This is a genomic window from Desulfolutivibrio sulfodismutans DSM 3696 (assembly GCF_013376455.1).
GTDB lineage: Bacteria > Desulfobacterota > Desulfovibrionia > Desulfovibrionales > Desulfovibrionaceae > Desulfolutivibrio > Desulfolutivibrio sulfodismutans.
Genome location: NZ_CP045504.1, coordinates 1,911,972 through 1,929,365, shown reverse-complemented (window position 1 = coordinate 1,929,365; position 17,394 = coordinate 1,911,972). Strand labels below are relative to the sequence as shown.

At 65.7% G+C, this 17,394-nt stretch carries 15 protein-coding genes; 5 read left to right on the top strand and 10 right to left on the bottom strand.

What is annotated here, in order from left to right; all coding sequences use genetic code 11:
- Window positions 1-15 precede the first annotated feature (15 nt).
- Complete coding sequence (gene adhE / locus GD606_RS09170) at window positions 16-2,622, top strand: bifunctional acetaldehyde-CoA/alcohol dehydrogenase (RefSeq protein ID WP_163301211.1); 2,607 nt, start codon at window positions 16-18, stop codon at window positions 2,620-2,622.
- Between the two features lie 123 nt (window positions 2,623-2,745).
- On the opposite strand, the gene GD606_RS09165 is transcribed toward adhE, so the two are convergent.
- Both GD606_RS09165 and GD606_RS09160 read right to left on the bottom strand, forming a co-directional pair.
- On the bottom strand, window positions 2,746-3,867 hold the full coding sequence (locus tag GD606_RS09165) for a tetraacyldisaccharide 4'-kinase (RefSeq protein ID WP_163301212.1): 1,122 nt from the start codon (window positions 3,865-3,867) through the stop codon (window positions 2,746-2,748).
- 66 nt (window positions 3,868-3,933) lie between these two features.
- Complete coding sequence (locus tag GD606_RS09160) at window positions 3,934-4,644, bottom strand: Bax inhibitor-1/YccA family protein (protein ID WP_163301213.1); 711 nt, start codon at window positions 4,642-4,644, stop codon at window positions 3,934-3,936.
- A 147-nt stretch (window positions 4,645-4,791) separates the two neighbouring features.
- On the opposite strand from GD606_RS09160, the gene GD606_RS09155 reads away from it, so the two are divergent.
- Window positions 4,792-6,060, top strand: a complete 1,269-nt coding sequence (locus GD606_RS09155; protein WP_163301214.1) for a BPL-N domain-containing protein — start codon at window positions 4,792-4,794, stop codon at window positions 6,058-6,060.
- An 18-nt stretch (window positions 6,061-6,078) separates the two neighbouring features.
- Here GD606_RS09155 and GD606_RS09150 read toward each other — a convergent pair whose 3' ends face one another.
- Together GD606_RS09150 and GD606_RS09145 are read right to left on the bottom strand one after the other, a co-directional pair.
- Entirely contained in the window at window positions 6,079-7,857 is a 1,779-nt protein-coding gene (locus tag GD606_RS09150; RefSeq protein WP_163301215.1) for a methyl-accepting chemotaxis protein, read from the bottom strand.
- A 300-nt stretch (window positions 7,858-8,157) separates the two neighbouring features.
- Window positions 8,158-8,361: a ferredoxin gene (locus GD606_RS09145; RefSeq protein ID WP_163301216.1), complete on the bottom strand. Its 204-nt coding sequence runs from the start codon at window positions 8,359-8,361 to the stop codon at window positions 8,158-8,160.
- A 157-nt stretch (window positions 8,362-8,518) separates the two neighbouring features.
- Here GD606_RS09145 and GD606_RS09140 point away from each other — a divergent pair, with 157 nt between their 5' ends.
- Window positions 8,519-8,887: a zinc ribbon domain-containing protein gene (locus tag GD606_RS09140; protein WP_163301217.1), complete on the top strand. Its 369-nt coding sequence runs from the start codon at window positions 8,519-8,521 to the stop codon at window positions 8,885-8,887.
- 144 nt (window positions 8,888-9,031) lie between these two features.
- Here GD606_RS09140 and GD606_RS09135 read toward each other — a convergent pair whose 3' ends face one another.
- On the bottom strand, window positions 9,032-9,934 hold the full coding sequence (locus GD606_RS09135; RefSeq protein WP_163301218.1) for a PilZ domain-containing protein: 903 nt from the start codon (window positions 9,932-9,934) through the stop codon (window positions 9,032-9,034).
- Window positions 9,935-10,165: 231 nt separating this feature from the next.
- Window positions 10,166-10,747 carry a hypothetical protein gene (locus tag GD606_RS09130; protein ID WP_163301219.1) on the bottom strand — a complete coding sequence of 194 codons (582 nt, stop codon included), beginning with the start codon at window positions 10,745-10,747 and terminating at the stop codon, window positions 10,166-10,168.
- Between the two features lie 156 nt (window positions 10,748-10,903).
- Between GD606_RS09130 and GD606_RS09125 the strand changes: the two genes are divergently transcribed.
- A complete protein-coding gene (locus tag GD606_RS09125) occupies window positions 10,904-11,986 on the top strand; it encodes a CofH family radical SAM protein (protein WP_163301220.1) in 1,083 nt (360 codons plus the stop codon).
- Window positions 11,987-12,069: 83 nt separating this feature from the next.
- The gene (locus GD606_RS09120; protein ID WP_163301221.1) at window positions 12,070-12,513 is read left to right on the top strand and encodes a TM2 domain-containing protein; all 444 of its coding nucleotides are present in this window, start codon (window positions 12,070-12,072) and stop codon (window positions 12,511-12,513) included.
- Window positions 12,514-12,585: 72 nt separating this feature from the next.
- Here GD606_RS09120 and lon read toward each other — a convergent pair whose 3' ends face one another.
- From lon to GD606_RS09100, 4 genes are all read right to left on the bottom strand, one after another.
- Window positions 12,586-15,054, bottom strand: a complete 2,469-nt coding sequence (gene lon / locus GD606_RS09115) for an endopeptidase La (protein ID WP_163301222.1) — start codon at window positions 15,052-15,054, stop codon at window positions 12,586-12,588.
- A 219-nt stretch (window positions 15,055-15,273) separates the two neighbouring features.
- A complete protein-coding gene (locus tag GD606_RS09110; RefSeq protein ID WP_163301223.1) occupies window positions 15,274-15,549 on the bottom strand; it encodes an acylphosphatase in 276 nt (91 codons plus the stop codon).
- A 63-nt stretch (window positions 15,550-15,612) separates the two neighbouring features.
- The gene (radC, locus tag GD606_RS09105; protein WP_163301224.1) at window positions 15,613-16,299 is read right to left on the bottom strand and encodes a RadC family protein; all 687 of its coding nucleotides are present in this window, start codon (window positions 16,297-16,299) and stop codon (window positions 15,613-15,615) included.
- 120 nt (window positions 16,300-16,419) lie between these two features.
- Window positions 16,420-17,379, bottom strand: coding sequence for a DNA polymerase III subunit delta (locus GD606_RS09100; RefSeq protein WP_246299035.1), 960 nt, complete (start codon window positions 17,377-17,379; stop codon window positions 16,420-16,422).
- Between the last annotated feature and the right edge of the window lie 15 nt (window positions 17,380-17,394).

Sequence of the window (17,394 nt, the reverse complement as noted above, 5' to 3'; positions counted from 1 at the left end):
CCGGATGGGGAGCTCATGAGCAAGGACTACATCGACGAACTCGTGGCCCGGGTCCGTGCCGCCCAGCACCTTTATGCCGAATTCGACCAGGCCCGGGTGGATGCCGTGTTCCACGCCGCTGCCGCAGCGGCGGCCGCCAACCGCATCCCGCTGTCCAAGCTGGCGGTCACGGAGACGGGCATGGGCATTTTCGAGGACAAGGTGATTAAAAACCACTTTGCCTCGGAATACATCTACAACAAATACAAAGACGTCAAAACCTGCGGCGTCATTGAGGAAGACCCGGCCTACGGCTACCGCGAGGTGGCCGCGCCCATCGGGATCATCGCCGGGATCATCCCCACCACCAACCCCACCTCCACAGCCATCTTCAAGTCGCTTCTGGCGCTCAAGACCCGAAACGGCATCATCTTTTCGCCCCATCCCCGGGCCTGGCGCTCCACCAACGAGGCCGCCCGGATCATCCTCGAGGCCGCCGTGGCCGCCGGGGCCCCGGAACACATCATCGGCTGGATCGACGAACCCACGGCCGACCGCAGCCGACTGCTCATGCAGCACCCCGGGGTGAACCTGATCCTGGCCACGGGCGGACCCGGCATGGTCCACGCCGCCTACAGCTCGGGCAAACCGGCCATCGGCGTGGGCGCGGGCAACACCCCGGTGGTCATCGACACCACGGCCAACATCAAGATGTCGGTCAGCTCGGTGATCATGAGCAAGACCTTCGACAACGGCATGATCTGCGCCTCGGAACAGTCGGTGATCGTGGAGGAGGGCGTGGCCGAGGCGGTCAAGGCCGAGTTCGTGCTGCGCGGCTGCCTGTTCGTCAGCGAAGAGCAGCGCGCCGCCCTGGCCGCGACCATCTTCACGGACGGCCATCTCAATGCGGCCATCGTGGGCCAGTCGGCGGCAAAAATCGCCGAAATGGCCGGCTTTGCCGTGGACCCGGCGGTGAAGATCCTCATCGCCGAGCGCGAGGCCATCGACGCCGCCGATCCCTTCGCCCATGAAAAGCTCTCCCCGGTTCTGGGTTTCTACCGGGCCAAGACGTTTACGCAGGCCGTGGACATGGCCCAGGAGTTGATCGTCCTGGGCGGGGCCGGGCACACCTCGGTGCTCTACACCAACGAGACCAACGCGGATCGCATCCGGCTCTTTCAGCGGGTTTTGACCACGGGCCGCACCCTGATCAACATGCCCTCGTCCCAGGGGGCCATCGGCGACGTCTACAACTTCCGGCTGGCCCCCTCCCTGACCCTTGGCTGCGGCTCCTGGGGCGGCAATTCCGTGAGCGAAAACATCGGGGTGAAGCATCTGATGAACGTCAAAACCGTGGCCGAGAGGCGGGAAAACATGCTGTGGTTCAGGGTGCCGCCCAAGATCTATTTCAAGATGGGCGCGGTGCGCCTTGGGCTGGAGGAAATCAAGACCAGGAAACGGGCCTTTGTCGTCACGGACAAGACCATGGAGGCCATGGGGCATGTGACCACCGTGACCTCCATCCTGGAAAAGCTCGGCATCCAGTACCGCGTCTTCAGCGAGGTCAAGCCCGACCCGGACCTCGCGGGCACCTACGCGGCCCTGGACTCCATCCGTTCCTTCCAGCCCGACGTGTTCATCTCGCTCGGCGGCGGTTCGCCCATGGACGCGGCCAAGATCATGTGGCTCATGTACGAGCATCCCGACCTCAAGTTCGAGGAAATCGCCATGCGCTTCATGGATATCCGCAAGCGCATCTGCGCCTTCCCGGACATGGGGAAAAAGGCGATCATGGTGGCCATCCCCACCACCTCGGGTACGGGCTCCGAGGTCACGCCGTTTACGGTCATCACCGACGACGTAACGGGCATGAAATATCCCATCGCGGACTACGCCCTGACCCCGGACATGGCCATCGTGGACCCGGAGTTCGTCATGGACATGCCCAAGGGATTGACCGCCTATTCGGGGCTGGACGTCCTGACCCATGGCATCGAGGCCTTCACCTCGGTGTTCGCCACCAACTTCAGCGACGGCAACGCCCTGGAGGCCATCCGTCTGGTTTTCAAATACCTGCGCGCCTCCTACCACGAGGGACGTAAAAACGTCATGGCCCGGGAGAAGATGCACTACAGCGCAACCATTGCCGGTCTGGCCTTCGCCAACGCCTTTCTCGGCGTGTGCCACTCCATGGCCCACAAGCTGGGGGCCATGTTCCACGTGCCCCACGGTCTGGCCAACGCCCTGCTTCTGTCCTACGTCATCGAATACAACGCCACGGACAACCCCACCAAGCAGGGGCTCATGCCTCAGTACCGCTATCCCTTCGTCAAGGGGCGTTACGCGCGCATCGCGGACTCGCTGGGCCTGACGGAAGGCTGCGGCGACGACCGGGACCGCAAGGTGGCCCGGCTGGTTGCGGCCGTGGAGGCCCTCAAGGCCGACCTGAACATCCCCAAATCCCTGCGCGAGGCCGGGATTGCCGAGGACGAGTTCCTGGAGAAGCTGGACGAGATGTCGGAACTGGCCTTCGACGACCAGTGCACCGGCGGCAATCCGCGCTATCCGCTGGTCGTTGAGATCAAGGAGTTGTACCGCAAGGCCTACTACGGCGAGCCCCTGGCCTCGTTGTCCATGGAATAGGGCGGCGGCCCCGGGCAGGGCGCTTCTGTCCGGAGGTTTGCCCGCTGAAGGGAAGTGTCGTTGCTGGGCGCGCCACGGCAGGCCGGGGTGCAGGAAAGAAACGAAACAATGCGCCGGGGGCCGTTATTCGGCTTCCGGCGCGTCTTTTTGTGCGGGGTATTCCGGTTCGGGGGGCGTGGGGCCTGTGATCCGCTCCCAGGCCGCCTGCCACCAGTCGCGGAAGCTTTCGCCCCCGGACAGGGACGGCCCGAAGACCACGTCGGGGTCGTAGGTCCACAGGGTGACCGCATCGCCGCCGTCCAGGGCGGCCAGACGCGAGGCCAGGCGGATGGCGGTGACAGGCGGGCAGACCACCCTGGGGCACTTGAGGCGCGTGGCGTCGGCGAGCACCTGGCGCAATTCCTGGACCGTGAAGCGGTGGCCGTCGGGAAAGATGACCGACAGGCGCGGCCCGGGCAAAAGCGCGGACAGGGCCTCGGGCGTGGTGCGGCGCTCGGATTCGGTGGTCACCAGCAGATACGGCTCCCCGGCGAAATCCTGGGCCGTCTGGCGGCCCGCGACCTGCCGCAGCCGCCAGGCCCGGGGGCTGACGCTGGCCACGGGCCTGCCGTAGCGGGACAGGCGTTTTTCGATGAGCCCGGACTGCTCGGCGAAGCGACCCGGCGTCATGTAGACCACGAACATGTCCGCCCGGCGCAGGGCCGAGGCGTCCTCGCGCCATCGCCCGGCCGGAATGGGGCGGCCAAAGCCCGTGGTCAGGTCGTCCTGGCCAAGGACCATGATCTGGAGGTTCCTGGCTGGGGAGGGTCGGGACAGGCCGTCGTGGGCGATCAGCAGATCCGGCCGGAAGGCCCCGATGGCCGATTCCACGGCGCGTCTGGGGTCCGGGTCGCAGAGCACCGCCGCCCGGGGGGCGTACATGGACAGGGCGATGGCCTGGGCGTCGATCACCCCGGGGTCGGCCCCGGGGGTAGCCCGCATGGTCTGGGGGTCGCGTCCGGCCCGCAAGGGAGGGGTGACCACGGAGGTACGCAGGCCGTGGTGGTCCGCCCAGCCCAGAAGCCAGGAGGTGACCAGCACCGTCCCGGGCAGGCCGGGCTGCATGCCGCCCACGCCCACGCAGGGAAGGCCCGGGTGGACGGGGGTGGCGAGGCGTCTGGCCAGCCGCATGCCGAGCCCATAGAGGAGGGCGGGCGGCACGAGCAGGGTGGAGAGCAGGCTTTTTATGCGATCCGGGACGGGCATGGTTGGCGAAAGAGCCGGGGGAACCTTGGGCAAGGCCCCCCCGGCGGATGGTCCTGGGTGTCCGGGTTAGTCGCGGCTGGAGCCGAAAAGCCGCAGCAACATGAGGAAGAGGTTGATAAAATCCAGGTAGAGGGTCAGGGCCCCGAGGATGGTTCCCCGCCGCACGGCCGTGGCGTCGTCCGCCGGGGCGGTCTCGCCCATGACCCGCAGCTTCTGGGTGTCGTAGGCGGTCAGCCCCAGGAAGACCAGCACGCCCACGCAGGAGATGACGAAGTCCATGGCCGCGCTCTTGGTGAAGATGTTCACCACCGAGGCGATGATGATGCCGATAAGTCCCATGAACAGGAAGCTGCCCCAGGAGGTCAGATCCTTCTTGGTGACCAGGCCGTAGACGCTCATGGCCCCGAACATGCCCGCGCTGACCACGAAGGCGTTGAAGATGGCCGTCTGGCTGTAGGTCAGGAAAATGGCCGACAGCGTCAGGCCGTTCAGTGCGCTGTAGAGCAGAAACATGCCGCTGGCCGCGCCGCTGGACAGCCGGTTTATGGCGGCGCTCAGGCCCACGACCAAGCCCAGTTCGGCGATGATCAGCCCGAAGAACACGATCTGGTTGCCGAGCACCACCTGGGCGATGGCCGGGGTGCTTATGGTAAAAAGCGCGGCCACGGCGGTGACGCCAAGTCCCATGCACATCCAGGCGTAGACGCCGCGCATGAAGGCATTGACGACCTCGGCCCTGGCGCGGGTCGATTCCATGGTGCGATACGGTTGGTTCATGTCAAAGACTCCTGTTTCACCTCAAGGTTGCACACGTCTGGGTTGCTGTATTAATCCCCTATAACGTCGAAAACACGCAGAGGCAAGGGGAATCGGGCGGGCTTTCGGCGTCTTGCCTCGGCGGCGGCCCCCTGGTAGCCTTGGCCCATGACCTCCGCGCCCCCCGCCGCCATCGCCCTTTTGTGGGACCATTCCCACCTGTGGGGGCTTTTATTGCATCGCGCCCTGTCCTTTTCGGGAATTCCCTTCGTCCTGGTACGCGGCCGGGATGTGCCGCAGCTTTTGGGCGGCGACGCGCCCCCCCGGCTTCTGGCCGTTCCCGGCGGATTCGCCAAAAAAAAGCTGGAGGCCCTGGGGGCGGAGGGCGTTGACGCCGTGCGCCGTTTTGTGGCCGCAGGCGGCGCGTACCTTGGCATCTGCGGCGGCGCGGGACTGGCCCTGTCCGATCCCGACGGCCTGTCCCTGTGCCCCTGGCGTCGGGCCGGATTCACGAACCGGCTCAAGCATTTCATAAGCGGCCATGTGGGTGTGGCCCCGGATCGGGGCTCTCCCCTGGTTCCGGATTGGCTGCCCGCTCGCCCCCTGGTCCCGGTGTGGTGGCCGGCCCGGTTCGCGCCGCCCCTGGCGGAGGCCGTGGCCGACGGAATCCTGGCGGCCTACGACGGGCCGGGGCCGGATTTCATGCTGGCCGACCTGGCCGTGGCCGGGTTTCCCCAGGCGACCCTGGATTCCTGGCGGGAGCGGTTCGGGCTGGGGTTCGGGCCGGAATTTCTGGGGGCCGGACCATGCATCCTGGCCGGGCGCTTCGGCCGGGGCCGGGTCGTCTTGTCCCACGCCCACCTGGAGACCCCGGATTCGCCCCAGGCCAACGCCTGGCTTTTCCACATCCTGGCCGTTTTGACCGGCCAAAGCCCTCCGGCTGCGCCGCCTTTTGCCGTGCCCGCCTGGGTTCCGGATGCCGAGCCGCGCCGGTTCGGGGGCGACGGCCTGGACCGGGCCGCGCGTCTGCTTGATGCGGTCATCGACCTGGGCATCGCCCACCGTCTGCTTTTTCGCCGCAATCCGTGGCTTCTGGGCTGGCGGCCGGGAACCCCGGGGTTTGCCGTGAGCAACCTGCGGGCCATGGCCCATCAGGCCGCCTCGGGCCCGTCCAGGTCCCGGGCCGAGGCCTTCTGGCGGGAGCACGGGGAGCGGTTTGCGGCGGGCATGGGCCGGTTTCACGACGGGGTCACGGACTATTTCCTCTCCGAGCGGCTGGCCGCCACCCTGTCCCGCTTCGACCGCGAGGCCGTGCCCGAGGCGGCCCTGGCCAAGGAACGCCATGGGCTGTTCGGGCCGCCGCCGGGGGTGGGCGGGGCCTGCGGCCATCTGGTGGCCATCCTGGACGAACTGGTCCGGTTGCAGCTTACGACGTGATCCCGGGGCGGCTCTCGCCTACGCCGCCAGCCGGTTTTCCTGGCCCTGCATCTCCCGGATAAGCTCCCGGATGTCCCTGGCCCGTTCGGAGAGCTCCCGCACGGCGGCCTCGGAGCGGTCCATGGTCTGGGCGATCTCTGCGGCGATGTGCTCCAGGTCGCCCACGGCCCGGCCGATCTGTTCGCTCGACGCCGACTGCTCTTCAGCCGCCGTGGCGATGGAGGCTACCTGCCGGGATGTGTCGTCGGCCAGGGCCACGATCTGGCCCATGGCCCCCCCGGACTCCTTGGCCATGCTCGTAGCCGTGTCGATGGCCCGGGCTGTCTCGTCCACGCTGGCGATGCTCTGGCGCGCCTCCTGCTGGATGCCGGTGATGGCCCGGCCCACCTCGGCCGTGGCGGTCATGGTCTTTTCGGCCAGCTTGCGGACCTCGTCGGCCACAACCGCAAACCCGCGTCCGGCCTCGCCCGCCCGGGCGGCCTCAATGGCGGCATTGAGGGCCAGAAGGTTGGTCTGGTCGGCGATGTCGCCGATGACGCCCATGATCTGGCCGATATCCTCGGCCTGCCGTCCCAGGGCGGCCATGTTTTCGGTCAGGGACCGGGTGCGCTGCTGGATGTCCGTGATGGCGGCCACCACCCCCTCCACCACCGTGGAGCCGCCCATGGCCGTATGCCGGGTCTCGTCCGACATGCGGGCCGCCTCCGAGGCGTTTTTGGCCACCTCGTTCACCGTGGCGGTCATCTGCTCCATGGCCGTGGCCGTCTCGCCGGTGCGCTCGGTCTGCCTGGAGGCGCCCCGGGTGGTGTGGTCGATGGTCTCGGCCAGTTCCTCCGAGGACGCGGCCAGAAGATCCACCACCTGGCCCAGGCGTCCGGCCACGTCCAGGGTGGCGGCCCGGGCGGCCTCGGCCCGGCGGCCCTCCTCCTCGGCCCGTTCCACGGCCTCCCGGGCCAGTCGGGCGTGTTCCCCGGCCTGTCGGCTTTTTTCCTCGGCTTCGGCGATCTTGTCCCGCAAAAGCGCGATCATCCGGATCAGGCCCCCGGCCAGGACGCCGATTTCGTCTTTTTGGGCTACGGCCAGGCTGGCGTCGAAATTCCCTTTTTCCACCTCTCCCATGAAGGCCACTGTGGCGGCCACCGGCCGGGTCACGCCGCGCACGATGATCACGGCCACCAGGATCCCGAGCACCAAAACCCCGATCCCGGCCAAGGCCGTGACCATGTCCGTGGTTCGGCCCAGGGCGTCGGCCTGGGTCCGACGGGATTCGAGCAGGGCCGCCTGTTCCGAGGCCATCTGCCCCAGGATGCCGCGCATGCCGTCCATGATCTCCTTGCCCCCGGACAGGGCCATGATCTGCATCACGGCGCTTAAATCCCCACTCGACCCCGAGGCCTTGCGTTCCTTGACCAGGGGATCGGCCTCCTCCTTGATCCAGGCGGCGCATTGCCCGGCCAGTTGTTTCAGAAGCTCCTTTTTGGATTCGTCCCCGGCGGCCTCGCCCGTGAGCAGGGCCAGGCTCTCCTCGAAGCGTTTTTTGCCCTCGGTGTAGGGGATCAGGAAATCATCCAGCCCGGTCAGGGCAAAGCCCCGCACCCCGCTTTCCATGTCCAAGAGTCCCCCGGCCAGGGCGTTTTGCACCTCGATGGTCCGATAGACCCGCACGGCGGCCTCCGTGGCCGCGGCCATCCTGTGGGAAATGGAGGTGACCACGGCCAGGGAGGCCAGGGACAGGACGAGGACGATGCCGAATCCGAAACCCAGTTTTTTCGAGAAGCCCATGTTCTTTAAGGACACGGCGAGACTCCTTGTGTCGGTTGGGGGCGCGGGCAAAGGCGCGAGGCGGCGGGAGAGGGGGACGCGGCGTGGCACGTGGATGCCGCCGCAATGGGGAGGATGCGGTGGTGCGCGCTGCGCGCGGCCCGGGGGGCGAAAAAAGACATGCAGCCCGGTTTTTTCCTCCGCACCCCGTCGCCAGGACCGTTCCGGACGCAGGGGTACGATCGTTTTAGAAAGTCTAACATGAATCCAGGCTGTTAGAAAGCCCTGAGTCGGACGGCCGGGCCTTGCGCCGCCGCCGGGGAGACGCCCGGCCCATCAGTCCACCTCGATGCAGTCGTGGGGGCAATAGGCCTGGGCCCGCAAGGCGTCTTCCTCGGGACAGTCGTCGCACAGGACCACGGGTTTTTCGGTCAGGGGGTCCATCCGGAAGATTTCCGGAGCCATCTCGGCGCATGTGCCGCAGCCGTTGCAACACACCGGGTTGACCGAGACGCTTCGCAGGGGGCAGATCGTGGCCATGGTTCTCCTCGTTGGGCTTTTTAGGGGGGAAGGCCGATTGCGCGGCCAAAAAAGCAGCCGTCGCCGGACTATCGCTTTGTAACCTGAAAGCCTATGCTCGGCTTTGAAAAAGTCAATGTCCGGATGCGGGCAGGGGATGGCCCTTTGGGATGCATTCATGATCTGCAACAGATGCGGCGCGGAAAACGATGACGACCTGCGGTTCTGCCTGGCCTGCGGGCACAAGCTGCGCTCCCGGGAGCGCACGGAGCCGGAACCCGGCGGCGAGGCTGCGGCGGCGGGGGCCAGCGGGGCTGATGACCGTCGGGAAGGCCGGACGGAGCCCGGCCCTGGCCGCGATTCGGGCGTATTCCTGTCGCTTCTCGGCGGTGGGCGAGCGTCCGTATGGGGAAAACTGGGGCTTGCCTGGGTTGTGTCCCTGCTTTTGGCCGCAGCGGCGGTGTGGTCGCTTGCCTCCGGGGTGTATTGGCCCCTGTACCCCCTGACGGGGCTGGCGGCCCTTCTGGCTTGGCGGCGCAAGCTCTGAGCGGGGTTTCCCGGAAACCATGGCGTGTTCCCGGGGCGGCCGTGGTCCCCGGGGAACACGCCATGGCGCCGTGGGCCGTGCAGGCTCCGGTGAAGAACCGGGCGTCGATTCCCGGCGGGGACTTGCCCGCGCCGCCGCCCGGGATCACGAGGCCTTGGAAATTTTGGGCGGCCCCTGGGCAGGCATCCCGTCCAGGCGTTTTTTGATCTCCTTGTAATACTCCACCTGAAACTGGTGCACCAGGCGGCCGATGGCGTCCACGCCGCCCTGTTCCACGTTTTTCCAGGCCGGTTTCTTCCCCTCCTGGTGCAGGGCCAGAAAGTGCACCCCCACCTCGATCCGGCCGCCCTGGCCCGGCATCACGTTGCGCACGCAGGAGATGATCCGGAACAGGTGGCGGGTGTCGAAGGCCTTGCCCGCGAAGCTCAATTCCAGGAGCAGGCGCTTGCCCGGCTCCAGATGGACCTCGTTGGAGGAGAAGTCGGACTTGCTGAAGGACAGGCGCATGCCGCCGCTGGAGAGGTTGCGGATGGTCAGGCCGATGCTGGAATGGTTCGGAGAGACGTCCAGGATGGGGCGGGACATGATGCGTGGCGAGGCCTTGCCGCCGCCTCCGATCACCGGCCAGATGCCCAGGCGGGGCATGTGCCGCATCTGCAGGGTGATGCGCACGTTCTGGCGGCGTTCCAGGGATTTGACGATGTTCGGCAGGGCGATGGCCAGCCGTCCCTGTCGGGGGGCGACGGACAAAACCCGGGACGAGAACTCGAAAAGCTGGGTGCGTCCGCAGTCGCGGGAGCACAGGATGAACCGGAACGGGAAGCTTTGGCCCTGCCAGTGGCGCAGGTTGTCCAGCCGCAACCCTTTGGGCTCCAGTTCGATGCCGTCGGGCGTGACCTCGGCGGCTATGAAATAGCGCCGGTCTTCCGATCCTTCGCCTGCCTCGATGCGGAAGATGGCCCGTTGTGCAGCGGCATCTTCAAGGAGTTGCCGTACGCCTGTAGAGGTTCGTTTGGGTCGAAAAAAAGTAAGGATTCGTCGTAACATGGGGTGAGCCTGCCTCGTGCCGAAAGGTTTCCGAGAAAAAGACACTGCGGAAGCCCATACCGGTTTTTGGCAACGCTGCGGCATGTTGCGGAAAAATGCCGTGCAAACGTCGTCCAACCGGCGTCTTTTCTCCCCTGCCGCCACGACCGGCCAGACCCCGCTGGCTCGGCGAAAGCGTGTCGCCTCCTGTGGCGTGCGTCCAGGAGCAGGGAACAAAGGGTACAGTGTACGTCATTTGAACCGTATCTGAAGGCTGATGGCCGTGTTGCCGTCGGTGAAGGTCAGATCCTTGAAGAGCTTCTGCCGATCCACGCTGTAGGTGTCCATGGACTGGATGTCCACGCGGGTGATTTCCTTGCGGGCTATGGGGATGGCGGCCTGGGAGGCCCCGACCTTTATGACGATGCGGTCGCCGTTGTTGTACCAGAAATAATAGCTGCGGTTTTCGGTGAAGTAGTAGGCCGGGGAAAAATCCATGATGTCCTGTTCCATCTTTTTGGAAAAGGCCAAGTCCAGGCGGTAGATGTCGCCGGATAAGCGGGTGATGTGGCTGGCGGCCAGGAAATAGCGGCCGGAGCTGTCTTTGGACCCGGTGGTGATGTCGGCGAATCCGCCCACCACCTCGAAGTCGATGGCCGGGGCCGAGCTTTTCCCCTCCTGGCCCTTGAAAAACTGCTGCAGGGAGGCGATGGGGTCCGAGCCGGAGGCCGGGGCTGCGAAGGCCGGGGCCGACGCGGCCAGGAGGGCGGCGAGAAGGATCAGGCATGCCGCCAGGAGCGCATCCGGAACGGGCATGGTTTTTTGGACGGGCATCTCCCTTACGCTCCTTCCCTTTTCCGCCGTGACGGCAAGGCATATGATGGCCCGGACGCCTCACGGGGTGTCGGGACTGGCGTGGCGTCGGAAAAAAAGCTATGCCGCACCACACGGCATCAATCAGTAACCCGCCAAACAGCGAATTGCAACGCCATGCACGAAACCACTGCGGCCGCGCGCCGCATCCTCGACGAGCTTCCCGGACGCAGGCTGACCCGCGACGAGGCCATGACCCTGGCCGATCAGGCCAGCCTGCACGACCTGTGCGCCGCAGCCATGGCCGACCGCCTGCGCCGCCACGGCCGGTCCGCCTATTACGTCTTCAACCAGCACATCAACTTCACCAACGAGTGCGTCAACGCCTGCCGGTTCTGCGCCTTCGGCAAGCGCCCGGGCAGCCCGGACGCCGTGACCCACACCGTGGCCGAGATACGGGCCATGGTCCACGCCAAACGCGATCAGACCGTGCGCGAGACGCACATCGTGGGGGGCCTAAATCCCAAGCTGCCCTTTTCGTATTACGTGGAGCTTTTGCAGGCCGTGGCCGAGGAGCGGCCCGAGGCCGGGATCAAGGCCTTCACCGCCGTGGAGGTGGCGCATCTGGCCGATGTGGAGGGCCGCAGCGAGGCGGACATCCTCACCGCCCTGATGCAGGCCGGACTGCTCATGCTGCCCGGGGGCGGGGCCGAGGTGTTCTCCCCGGCGCTGCGGGCGAAACTCTGCCCCGAAAAGATCTCCGGCGAGCGTTGGCTGTCGGTCCATGAGACGGCCCACGGCCTGGGCATGAACACCAACGCCACCATGCTCTTCGGGCACATCGAGACCTTCGCCGACCGCATCGACCACCTTGACGCCCTGCGCACGTTGCAGGACAAGACCGGCGGTTTTTTGTGCTTCATCCCGCTGCCCTACCAGCCGGGCAACAACGCCCTGTCGGCCCGGGGACCGGGCGGGGCCGACTACCTGCGCACCATGGCCATCTCCCGGCTCTACCTGGACAACATCCCGAATCTGAAGGCCTACTGGGTCATGGCCGGGATCAAGGCCGCCCAGATGGCCCTGTGGGCCGGGGCCGACGACTTCGACGGCACCCTGATCGAGGAGCGGGTGGGGCATGCCGCCGGGGCCGACACCCCCAAGGGGCTGACGGCCGCGCAACTGCGCCAGGCCATTGTCATGGCCGGTTTCACGCCGGTTGAGCGCGACGCCCGGTTTGCACCCGTGGCCGGGGCGTAGGGGCTGCGACGGATCATGCCGCGCACCCGAGGCGGTGTCGGCGGCGAACCGAAACAGGTTTCGCAAAACCCGAGGAGACGACAATGAAAGGACGCGTGCTCAGTTGGGATGGTTCCGCAAGATCGGGCATCATTTCCGGGGATGACGGCAACAGATATCCCTTCACCCTGGCGGAGTGGAAGGCGGGGGCCTCGCCCGTGGCCGGGGCCGAGGTGGATTTTGTCGGCAAGGATGGCGCGGCGTCCGAGATTTATTTCCTGGCCTCCGGGACGAACGCCGGGCCCAACAAGGTCATCGCCGCGCTTCTGGCCTTTTTCCTCGGGGGCTTTGGGATTCACAAGTTCTATCTGGGCTACAAGAAGCAGGGCCTGATCATGCTGCTCGTTTTCCTGCTCGGGTTCATCCTGGCCGGAATCCCGTCCATGATCATCGGGCTGATTTCGCTTGTGGAATGCTTCATGTACATCAGCAAATCCGACGAGGAGTTCCGGCGGGTGTACGTCGACGGCCACAAGCCCTGGTTTTAACCCGGCCCCGTCATGAAAAAAGGCCCGGACGTTCGTCCGGGCCTTTCGTTTTCAGCGGATCAGGCGCGCCGCTTACGATGCGGCGTCCTTCGGCTCGGGCCGGGAGCAGGCCAGGGGCCATATCTCGTCCATGTGCTCCACGGGCTGCACCACGATCTTGGCCCGAAGCTCCTTGGGAATCTCTTCCAGATCCTTTTCGTTGCGCTTGGGGATGATCACCCGGGTCATCCCGGCCGCCACGGCGGCCAGGATCTTCTCCTTGACGCCGCCCACGGGCAGAACCCTGCCGCGCAGGGTGATTTCCCCGGTCATGGCCACGTCGTGGCACACCGGGGTGTTGGTCAGGGCGGAAATGAGCGCCGTGACCAGGGTCACGCCCGCCGAGGGGCCGTCCTTGGGCGTGGCCCCCGAGGGCACGTGCACATGGATGTCCAGCTTCTCGGTGAAATCCGGGTCGAGCCCAAGCTCTCTGGCCTTGGACCGGGCGTAGGACAGGGCGGCCTGGGCGGATTCCTTCATCACGTCCCCAAGCTTGCCCGTCAGGTGCAACTGGCCCTTGCCGGGCATGGTGGCCACCTCGATGTGCAGGATCTCGCCGCCAACCGGCGTCCAGGCCAACCCCACGGCCACCCCGGGCGGCAGCACCTTTTCGTGCTCCTCGTCCAGGTGCCGGGGCTGTCCCAGAAGCTTCACCAGGGCCTTGGCCGTGATGCGAAACGGCGGCTTCTCGCCCTCGGCCTTGCGCCGGGCCAGCTTGCGGCACACCGAGCCCACCTCGCGCTCCAGGTTGCGCAGCCCCGCCTCCCGGGTATAGTCCCGGATGATCTGGGACAGCACCTGGTCGGACAGGACCATGTCGGTCTTTTTCAGGCCGTTTTCCTGGACCTGGCGGGGCAGGATGAAGCGTTTGGCGATATGCACCTTCTCCTGCTCGGTGTAGCCGGGCAGGCGGATGATCTCCATGCGGTCCAAAAGCGCCGCCGGGATGGTGTCCAGGATGTTGGCCGTACAGATGAACATCACCTTGGACAGGTCGAAGGGCACGTTTAAGTAATGGTCGGAGAAGGAGAAGTTCTGCTCCGGGTCCAGCACCTCAAGGAGCGCCGAGGACGGGTCGCCCCGGAAATCCGTGCCCACCTTGTCGATCTCGTCCAGCATGATCACCGGGTTTCTGGTCCCGGCCTGCTTGATGCTCTGCACGATGCGCCCGGGCATGGACCCGATGTAGGTCCGCCGGTGGCCGCGTATCTCGGCCTCGTCGCGCATGCCGCCCAGGGACATGCGCACGAACTTGCGTTTTAAGGCCCGGGCGATGGACCGCCCGAGCGAGGTCTTGCCCACGCCGGGAGGCCCCACGAAGCACAGGATCGGCCCTTTCATGCCGGGGTTGAGCTTGCGCACGCTCAAGTATTCGAGGATGCGCTCCTTGACCTTGTCCAGGTCATAGTGGTCCTCGTCCAGGATGCGCTTGGCCTCCTTGATGTCGAGCTGGTCCCGGGACAGCTTTTTCCAGGGCAGTTCGGCCATCCAGTCCAGGTAGGTGCGGATCACCGAGGCCTCGGAGGAATCGGGATGCATGCCGGTCAGGCGTTTTAACTGCTTGTCCGCCTCTTTTTTGACCTCTTTGGGCATGCCCGCCTTGTCCAGGGACTTCCTGAGCCCCTCCATCTCGTCGTCTTCGTCTTCGGCCTCGCCCAGTTCCTTGCGGATGGCCTTCATCTGCTCGCGCAAAAAGAAGTCCTTCTGGGCCTTGTCCATGCCTTCCTTGGCCATGTTCTGGATCTTGGCCTGCATGGAGGCCACCTCGACCTCCTTGACCAGCTGGTTGTTCACCAGATGCATGCGCTCGATGGGATCCTCGCATTCGAGGATCTTTTGGGCCTCGTCCACGCGCATGCGCAGATTGGAGGCGATGAGGTCGGCCAGGCGGCCGGGCTCGTTGACGCTGTTTAAGACGGACATGATGTCCGCCGTGGCGATGCCGCGCAGCGACAGGATTTTCTCGCTCTGCTCGCGGGCGGCGCGCATCATGGCCTCCTGCTCCAGGGTGATCTCCTTGACGTCGCGCTCCTCCAGCACCTCGATCTTGGCCAGATGGAAGGGGTCGGTGGAGGTGAACTCCGTGACCCTGGCCCGGGTCAGGCCCTGCACCAGCACCTTGAGGCGGCCGTCGGGCATTTTCAGCATGCGCATGATCATGCCCACGGTGCCCACGACGTGCAGGTCGTCCGGGCCCGGTTCGTCCACCTTCTCGTCCTTCTGGGTCAGGATGAGGATGTATCTGTTGCCGCTTAAGGCCGCGTCCACGGCCTGCACGGATTTGTCGCGCCCCACGAAAAGGGGCAGGATCATATAGTTGAAGACCACAATGTCGCGCACGGGCAGAACCGGCATCTCCAGGGGGATGTCGAGCTGGGCCTTTTCCCCGTCGCCCGGGCCGGTCTTTTCGTCCACAGGCGGCGTGTCCGTGGCTGCTGCGGCCTCGGGGGCGACCTGCGGGGCCGCGCCATCCTCGGGAAGGGTTGTATTTTCACCATTCATGAGTCGGGTTTCTCCTTTTTCGGTCGTCTCATACGGGGGGCGCGACGCGGCATGCGGCCCGCGTTGCGACCCAAAATCGCCCCATCGCCTCCCGTCGGCGGGCCGCCGGGGGCGGATGTTGCGAAAAAGTCGGCGTTTCCCCGTACAGGCCTGCGTCCATCGGCCTGGACCCTGCGGCGGGCGATGCGCCGGGTTATCGTCCACGGGCCGGGGACGGGTTCAGCCGCGGATGGCGAAGCCCGGGTAGGACTTGTCGTAGTCGATGTGGTTGGCCTCCACATGCTCCACCCGGGCCAGGGCCGGTCCCTGCCACAGACGCTCGGTGAGGGCCTTTTGGGCCTCTTCGGCCCCCTGGACCAGCACTTCCACCTTGCCGTCCGCCAGGTTGCGCACCCAGCCGCAAAGCCCCAGACTATCGGCCTGCTCCTGGACGAAGGCGCGAAAATAGACGCCCTGCACCTTCCCGGAGACGATGCAATGTAAGCTCTTTTCCATGGTCCCCTCCGAATGTTCCGGGCCGCGCGGCGCTCCCGGAAGGATCGAGATTCATGCGGCGAACTACAGCATGCCCTCGGACTGGAAACTGAAATAGCTTTTTTCCGTGACCACTAGGTGGTCCAGAACCCGCAAATCCACTTCCCGGGCGGCGGTGATGATGCGCTTGGTGAGCTCCACATCCTGCCGGGAGGGCTTGGGATCGTTTCCCGGGTGGTTGTGCACCAGGATCACCCCGCTGGCCTTGCGCAAAAGGGCCAGGGCCAAAACCTCCCGGGGATAGACGGCGGTCTGGTCCACGGTGCCCTTGCTGACCTGTTCCCAGCCGATGAGCCGGTTTTTGTTGTCCACCAGGGCCAGCCAGAATTCCTCGTCCTCAAGCGACCCCAGACGGGCCATGGCCATGCGGGCCACCACGTCGGGGCTGCTTAAGACCGCCCGTTTCCGTACCGGATCCTCGTTGATCCGGGCCCAGAACTCCCGCCACAGCATCCAAAACTGGGCATAGCCCTGGCCGAATCCGTCCACGGCGGTCAATTCGGCCGCTCTGGCCGAAAAGACCCCGCGCAGACTGCCGAAACGCTCAAGCAGGGCCTTGGCCAGGGGTTTGTTGTCACGGCGGGGGTTGGCGTAGCTCAAAAGCAGCTCCAACACCTCGTATTCCGCAAGGCCCCGGGGATTTTCCGCCAGCCGTTCTTTGAGCCGCTTGCGGTGCCCGTGGTAATGGGGGTGACTTTCCTTAATAAGCATGGCTTCTCGCCCGGGCAAGGGTTTCTCCCCGGAAAACATGGCCGCAACCGGCCTTGTTATCTGGAAAGTGACGCAAAAAGGGGGTGAACACAAGGAAAAATGGGGATGCAGCCCGGTTTCTCATCGCGAAAAAAGGGAAAAAAGCTCTGCGGCCAGCAGTTCCATGGCCTGATCCGGGTTTCTCGACCCGGACTTGATGCCCAATTCGGCCTCCATGGCCAGGTCGAAAAGGCGCGTCAGGCCGTGAGCGCCCAGGCGACGGGCCATGGCCTCCTTTTGCGACTTGACGAAGGGCGGCAGGCGTACGGCCTCGGCCTCGCCCATGTGGATTTGCCACATCTGGCGGGCGTCGCTGCGCAAAAGGCCCAGGAATTTGAAGATCATGTCCTCGGGCGACAGGCTTTGCTCAAAAATTTCGCGCCAGATGGCGGCCTCGGCGCCGCGCTTGGCAAAGGCGTTGAGGAACGCGAAGGCGTCCATGCCCGGCCTATAGGCCAAAAGCGACAGGTCGGCCTGCTCGATGCGTCCGGGCAGGGGTGTTTTGTCGTCGGCGGCAGGCGGCGCGTCGCTGCGGGAGCGGGCCAAAAGCTCGATTTTTTCCAGCTCGCGCCCGGCCATGGCCATGTCCTCGGGCAGCACGGCGGCCAAGGCGTCGAGCACCCCGGGGGCGAAGGACAGGTTTTTCGAGGCGACCCAATCTTTGAGCATGGGGGCCATGTCCCGGCGGGTGAGGCCTGGGGAGGTCCATATCCAGCGGCGTTTCTCGGCCACCTGGTAGTAGGGCTGGGTGGAGAGGGCCTTGGGGAAGGTCGGCCCCTTTTTGCCGAAGGGCTTTTCCAGGCAGATCATGGGCCAGACGTGGGCGGCGAAACCCGACAGGGGGCCTTTGAGCTTGGGCCAGAAGTCCTCGGGCAGGGAGTCGGCCCGGCGCAGGATCACGGCCTTGGGTTCGGCGAAAAGGGACGGGGCCGTGAGCGCCCGCCAGAAGGCGGCGGGGATTTCCTCGTCGCCCTGGAAGACCTCGCGGGTGAAGACCTCGCCGGATTCGCCGAGCAGGCGCTCCACGCGGTTTTTGATCATTTCCGGGTCCGGGCA

Bases quoted from the DNA above. Each gene is read 5' to 3' on its own strand.
- adhE (WP_163301211.1), top strand. From the start codon at position 16: ATGAGCAAGGACTACATCGACGAACTCGTGGCCCGGGTCCGTGCCGCC.
- GD606_RS09120 (WP_163301221.1), top strand. From the start codon at position 12,070: ATGAAAGGACGCGTGCTCAGTTGGGATGGTTCCGCAAGATCGGGCATC.
- GD606_RS09125 (WP_163301220.1), top strand. From the start codon at position 10,904: ATGCACGAAACCACTGCGGCCGCGCGCCGCATCCTCGACGAGCTTCCC.
- GD606_RS09165 (WP_163301212.1), bottom strand. From the start codon at position 3,867: ATGCCCGTCCCGGATCGCATAAAAAGCCTGCTCTCCACCCTGCTCGTG.
- GD606_RS09160 (WP_163301213.1), bottom strand. From the start codon at position 4,644: ATGAACCAACCGTATCGCACCATGGAATCGACCCGCGCCAGGGCCGAG.
- lon (WP_163301222.1), bottom strand. From the start codon at position 15,054: ATGAATGGTGAAAATACAACCCTTCCCGAGGATGGCGCGGCCCCGCAG.
- radC (WP_163301224.1), bottom strand. From the start codon at position 16,299: ATGCTTATTAAGGAAAGTCACCCCCATTACCACGGGCACCGCAAGCGG.
- GD606_RS09145 (WP_163301216.1), bottom strand. From the start codon at position 8,361: ATGGCCACGATCTGCCCCCTGCGAAGCGTCTCGGTCAACCCGGTGTGT.
- GD606_RS09135 (WP_163301218.1), bottom strand. From the start codon at position 9,934: ATGTTACGACGAATCCTTACTTTTTTTCGACCCAAACGAACCTCTACA.
- GD606_RS09155 (WP_163301214.1), top strand. From the start codon at position 4,792: ATGACCTCCGCGCCCCCCGCCGCCATCGCCCTTTTGTGGGACCATTCC.
- GD606_RS09130 (WP_163301219.1), bottom strand. From the start codon at position 10,747: ATGCCCGTCCAAAAAACCATGCCCGTTCCGGATGCGCTCCTGGCGGCA.
- GD606_RS09140 (WP_163301217.1), top strand. From the start codon at position 8,519: ATGATCTGCAACAGATGCGGCGCGGAAAACGATGACGACCTGCGGTTC.
- GD606_RS09100 (WP_246299035.1), bottom strand. From the start codon at position 17,379: ATGATCAAAAACCGCGTGGAGCGCCTGCTCGGCGAATCCGGCGAGGTC.
- GD606_RS09110 (WP_163301223.1), bottom strand. From the start codon at position 15,549: ATGGAAAAGAGCTTACATTGCATCGTCTCCGGGAAGGTGCAGGGCGTC.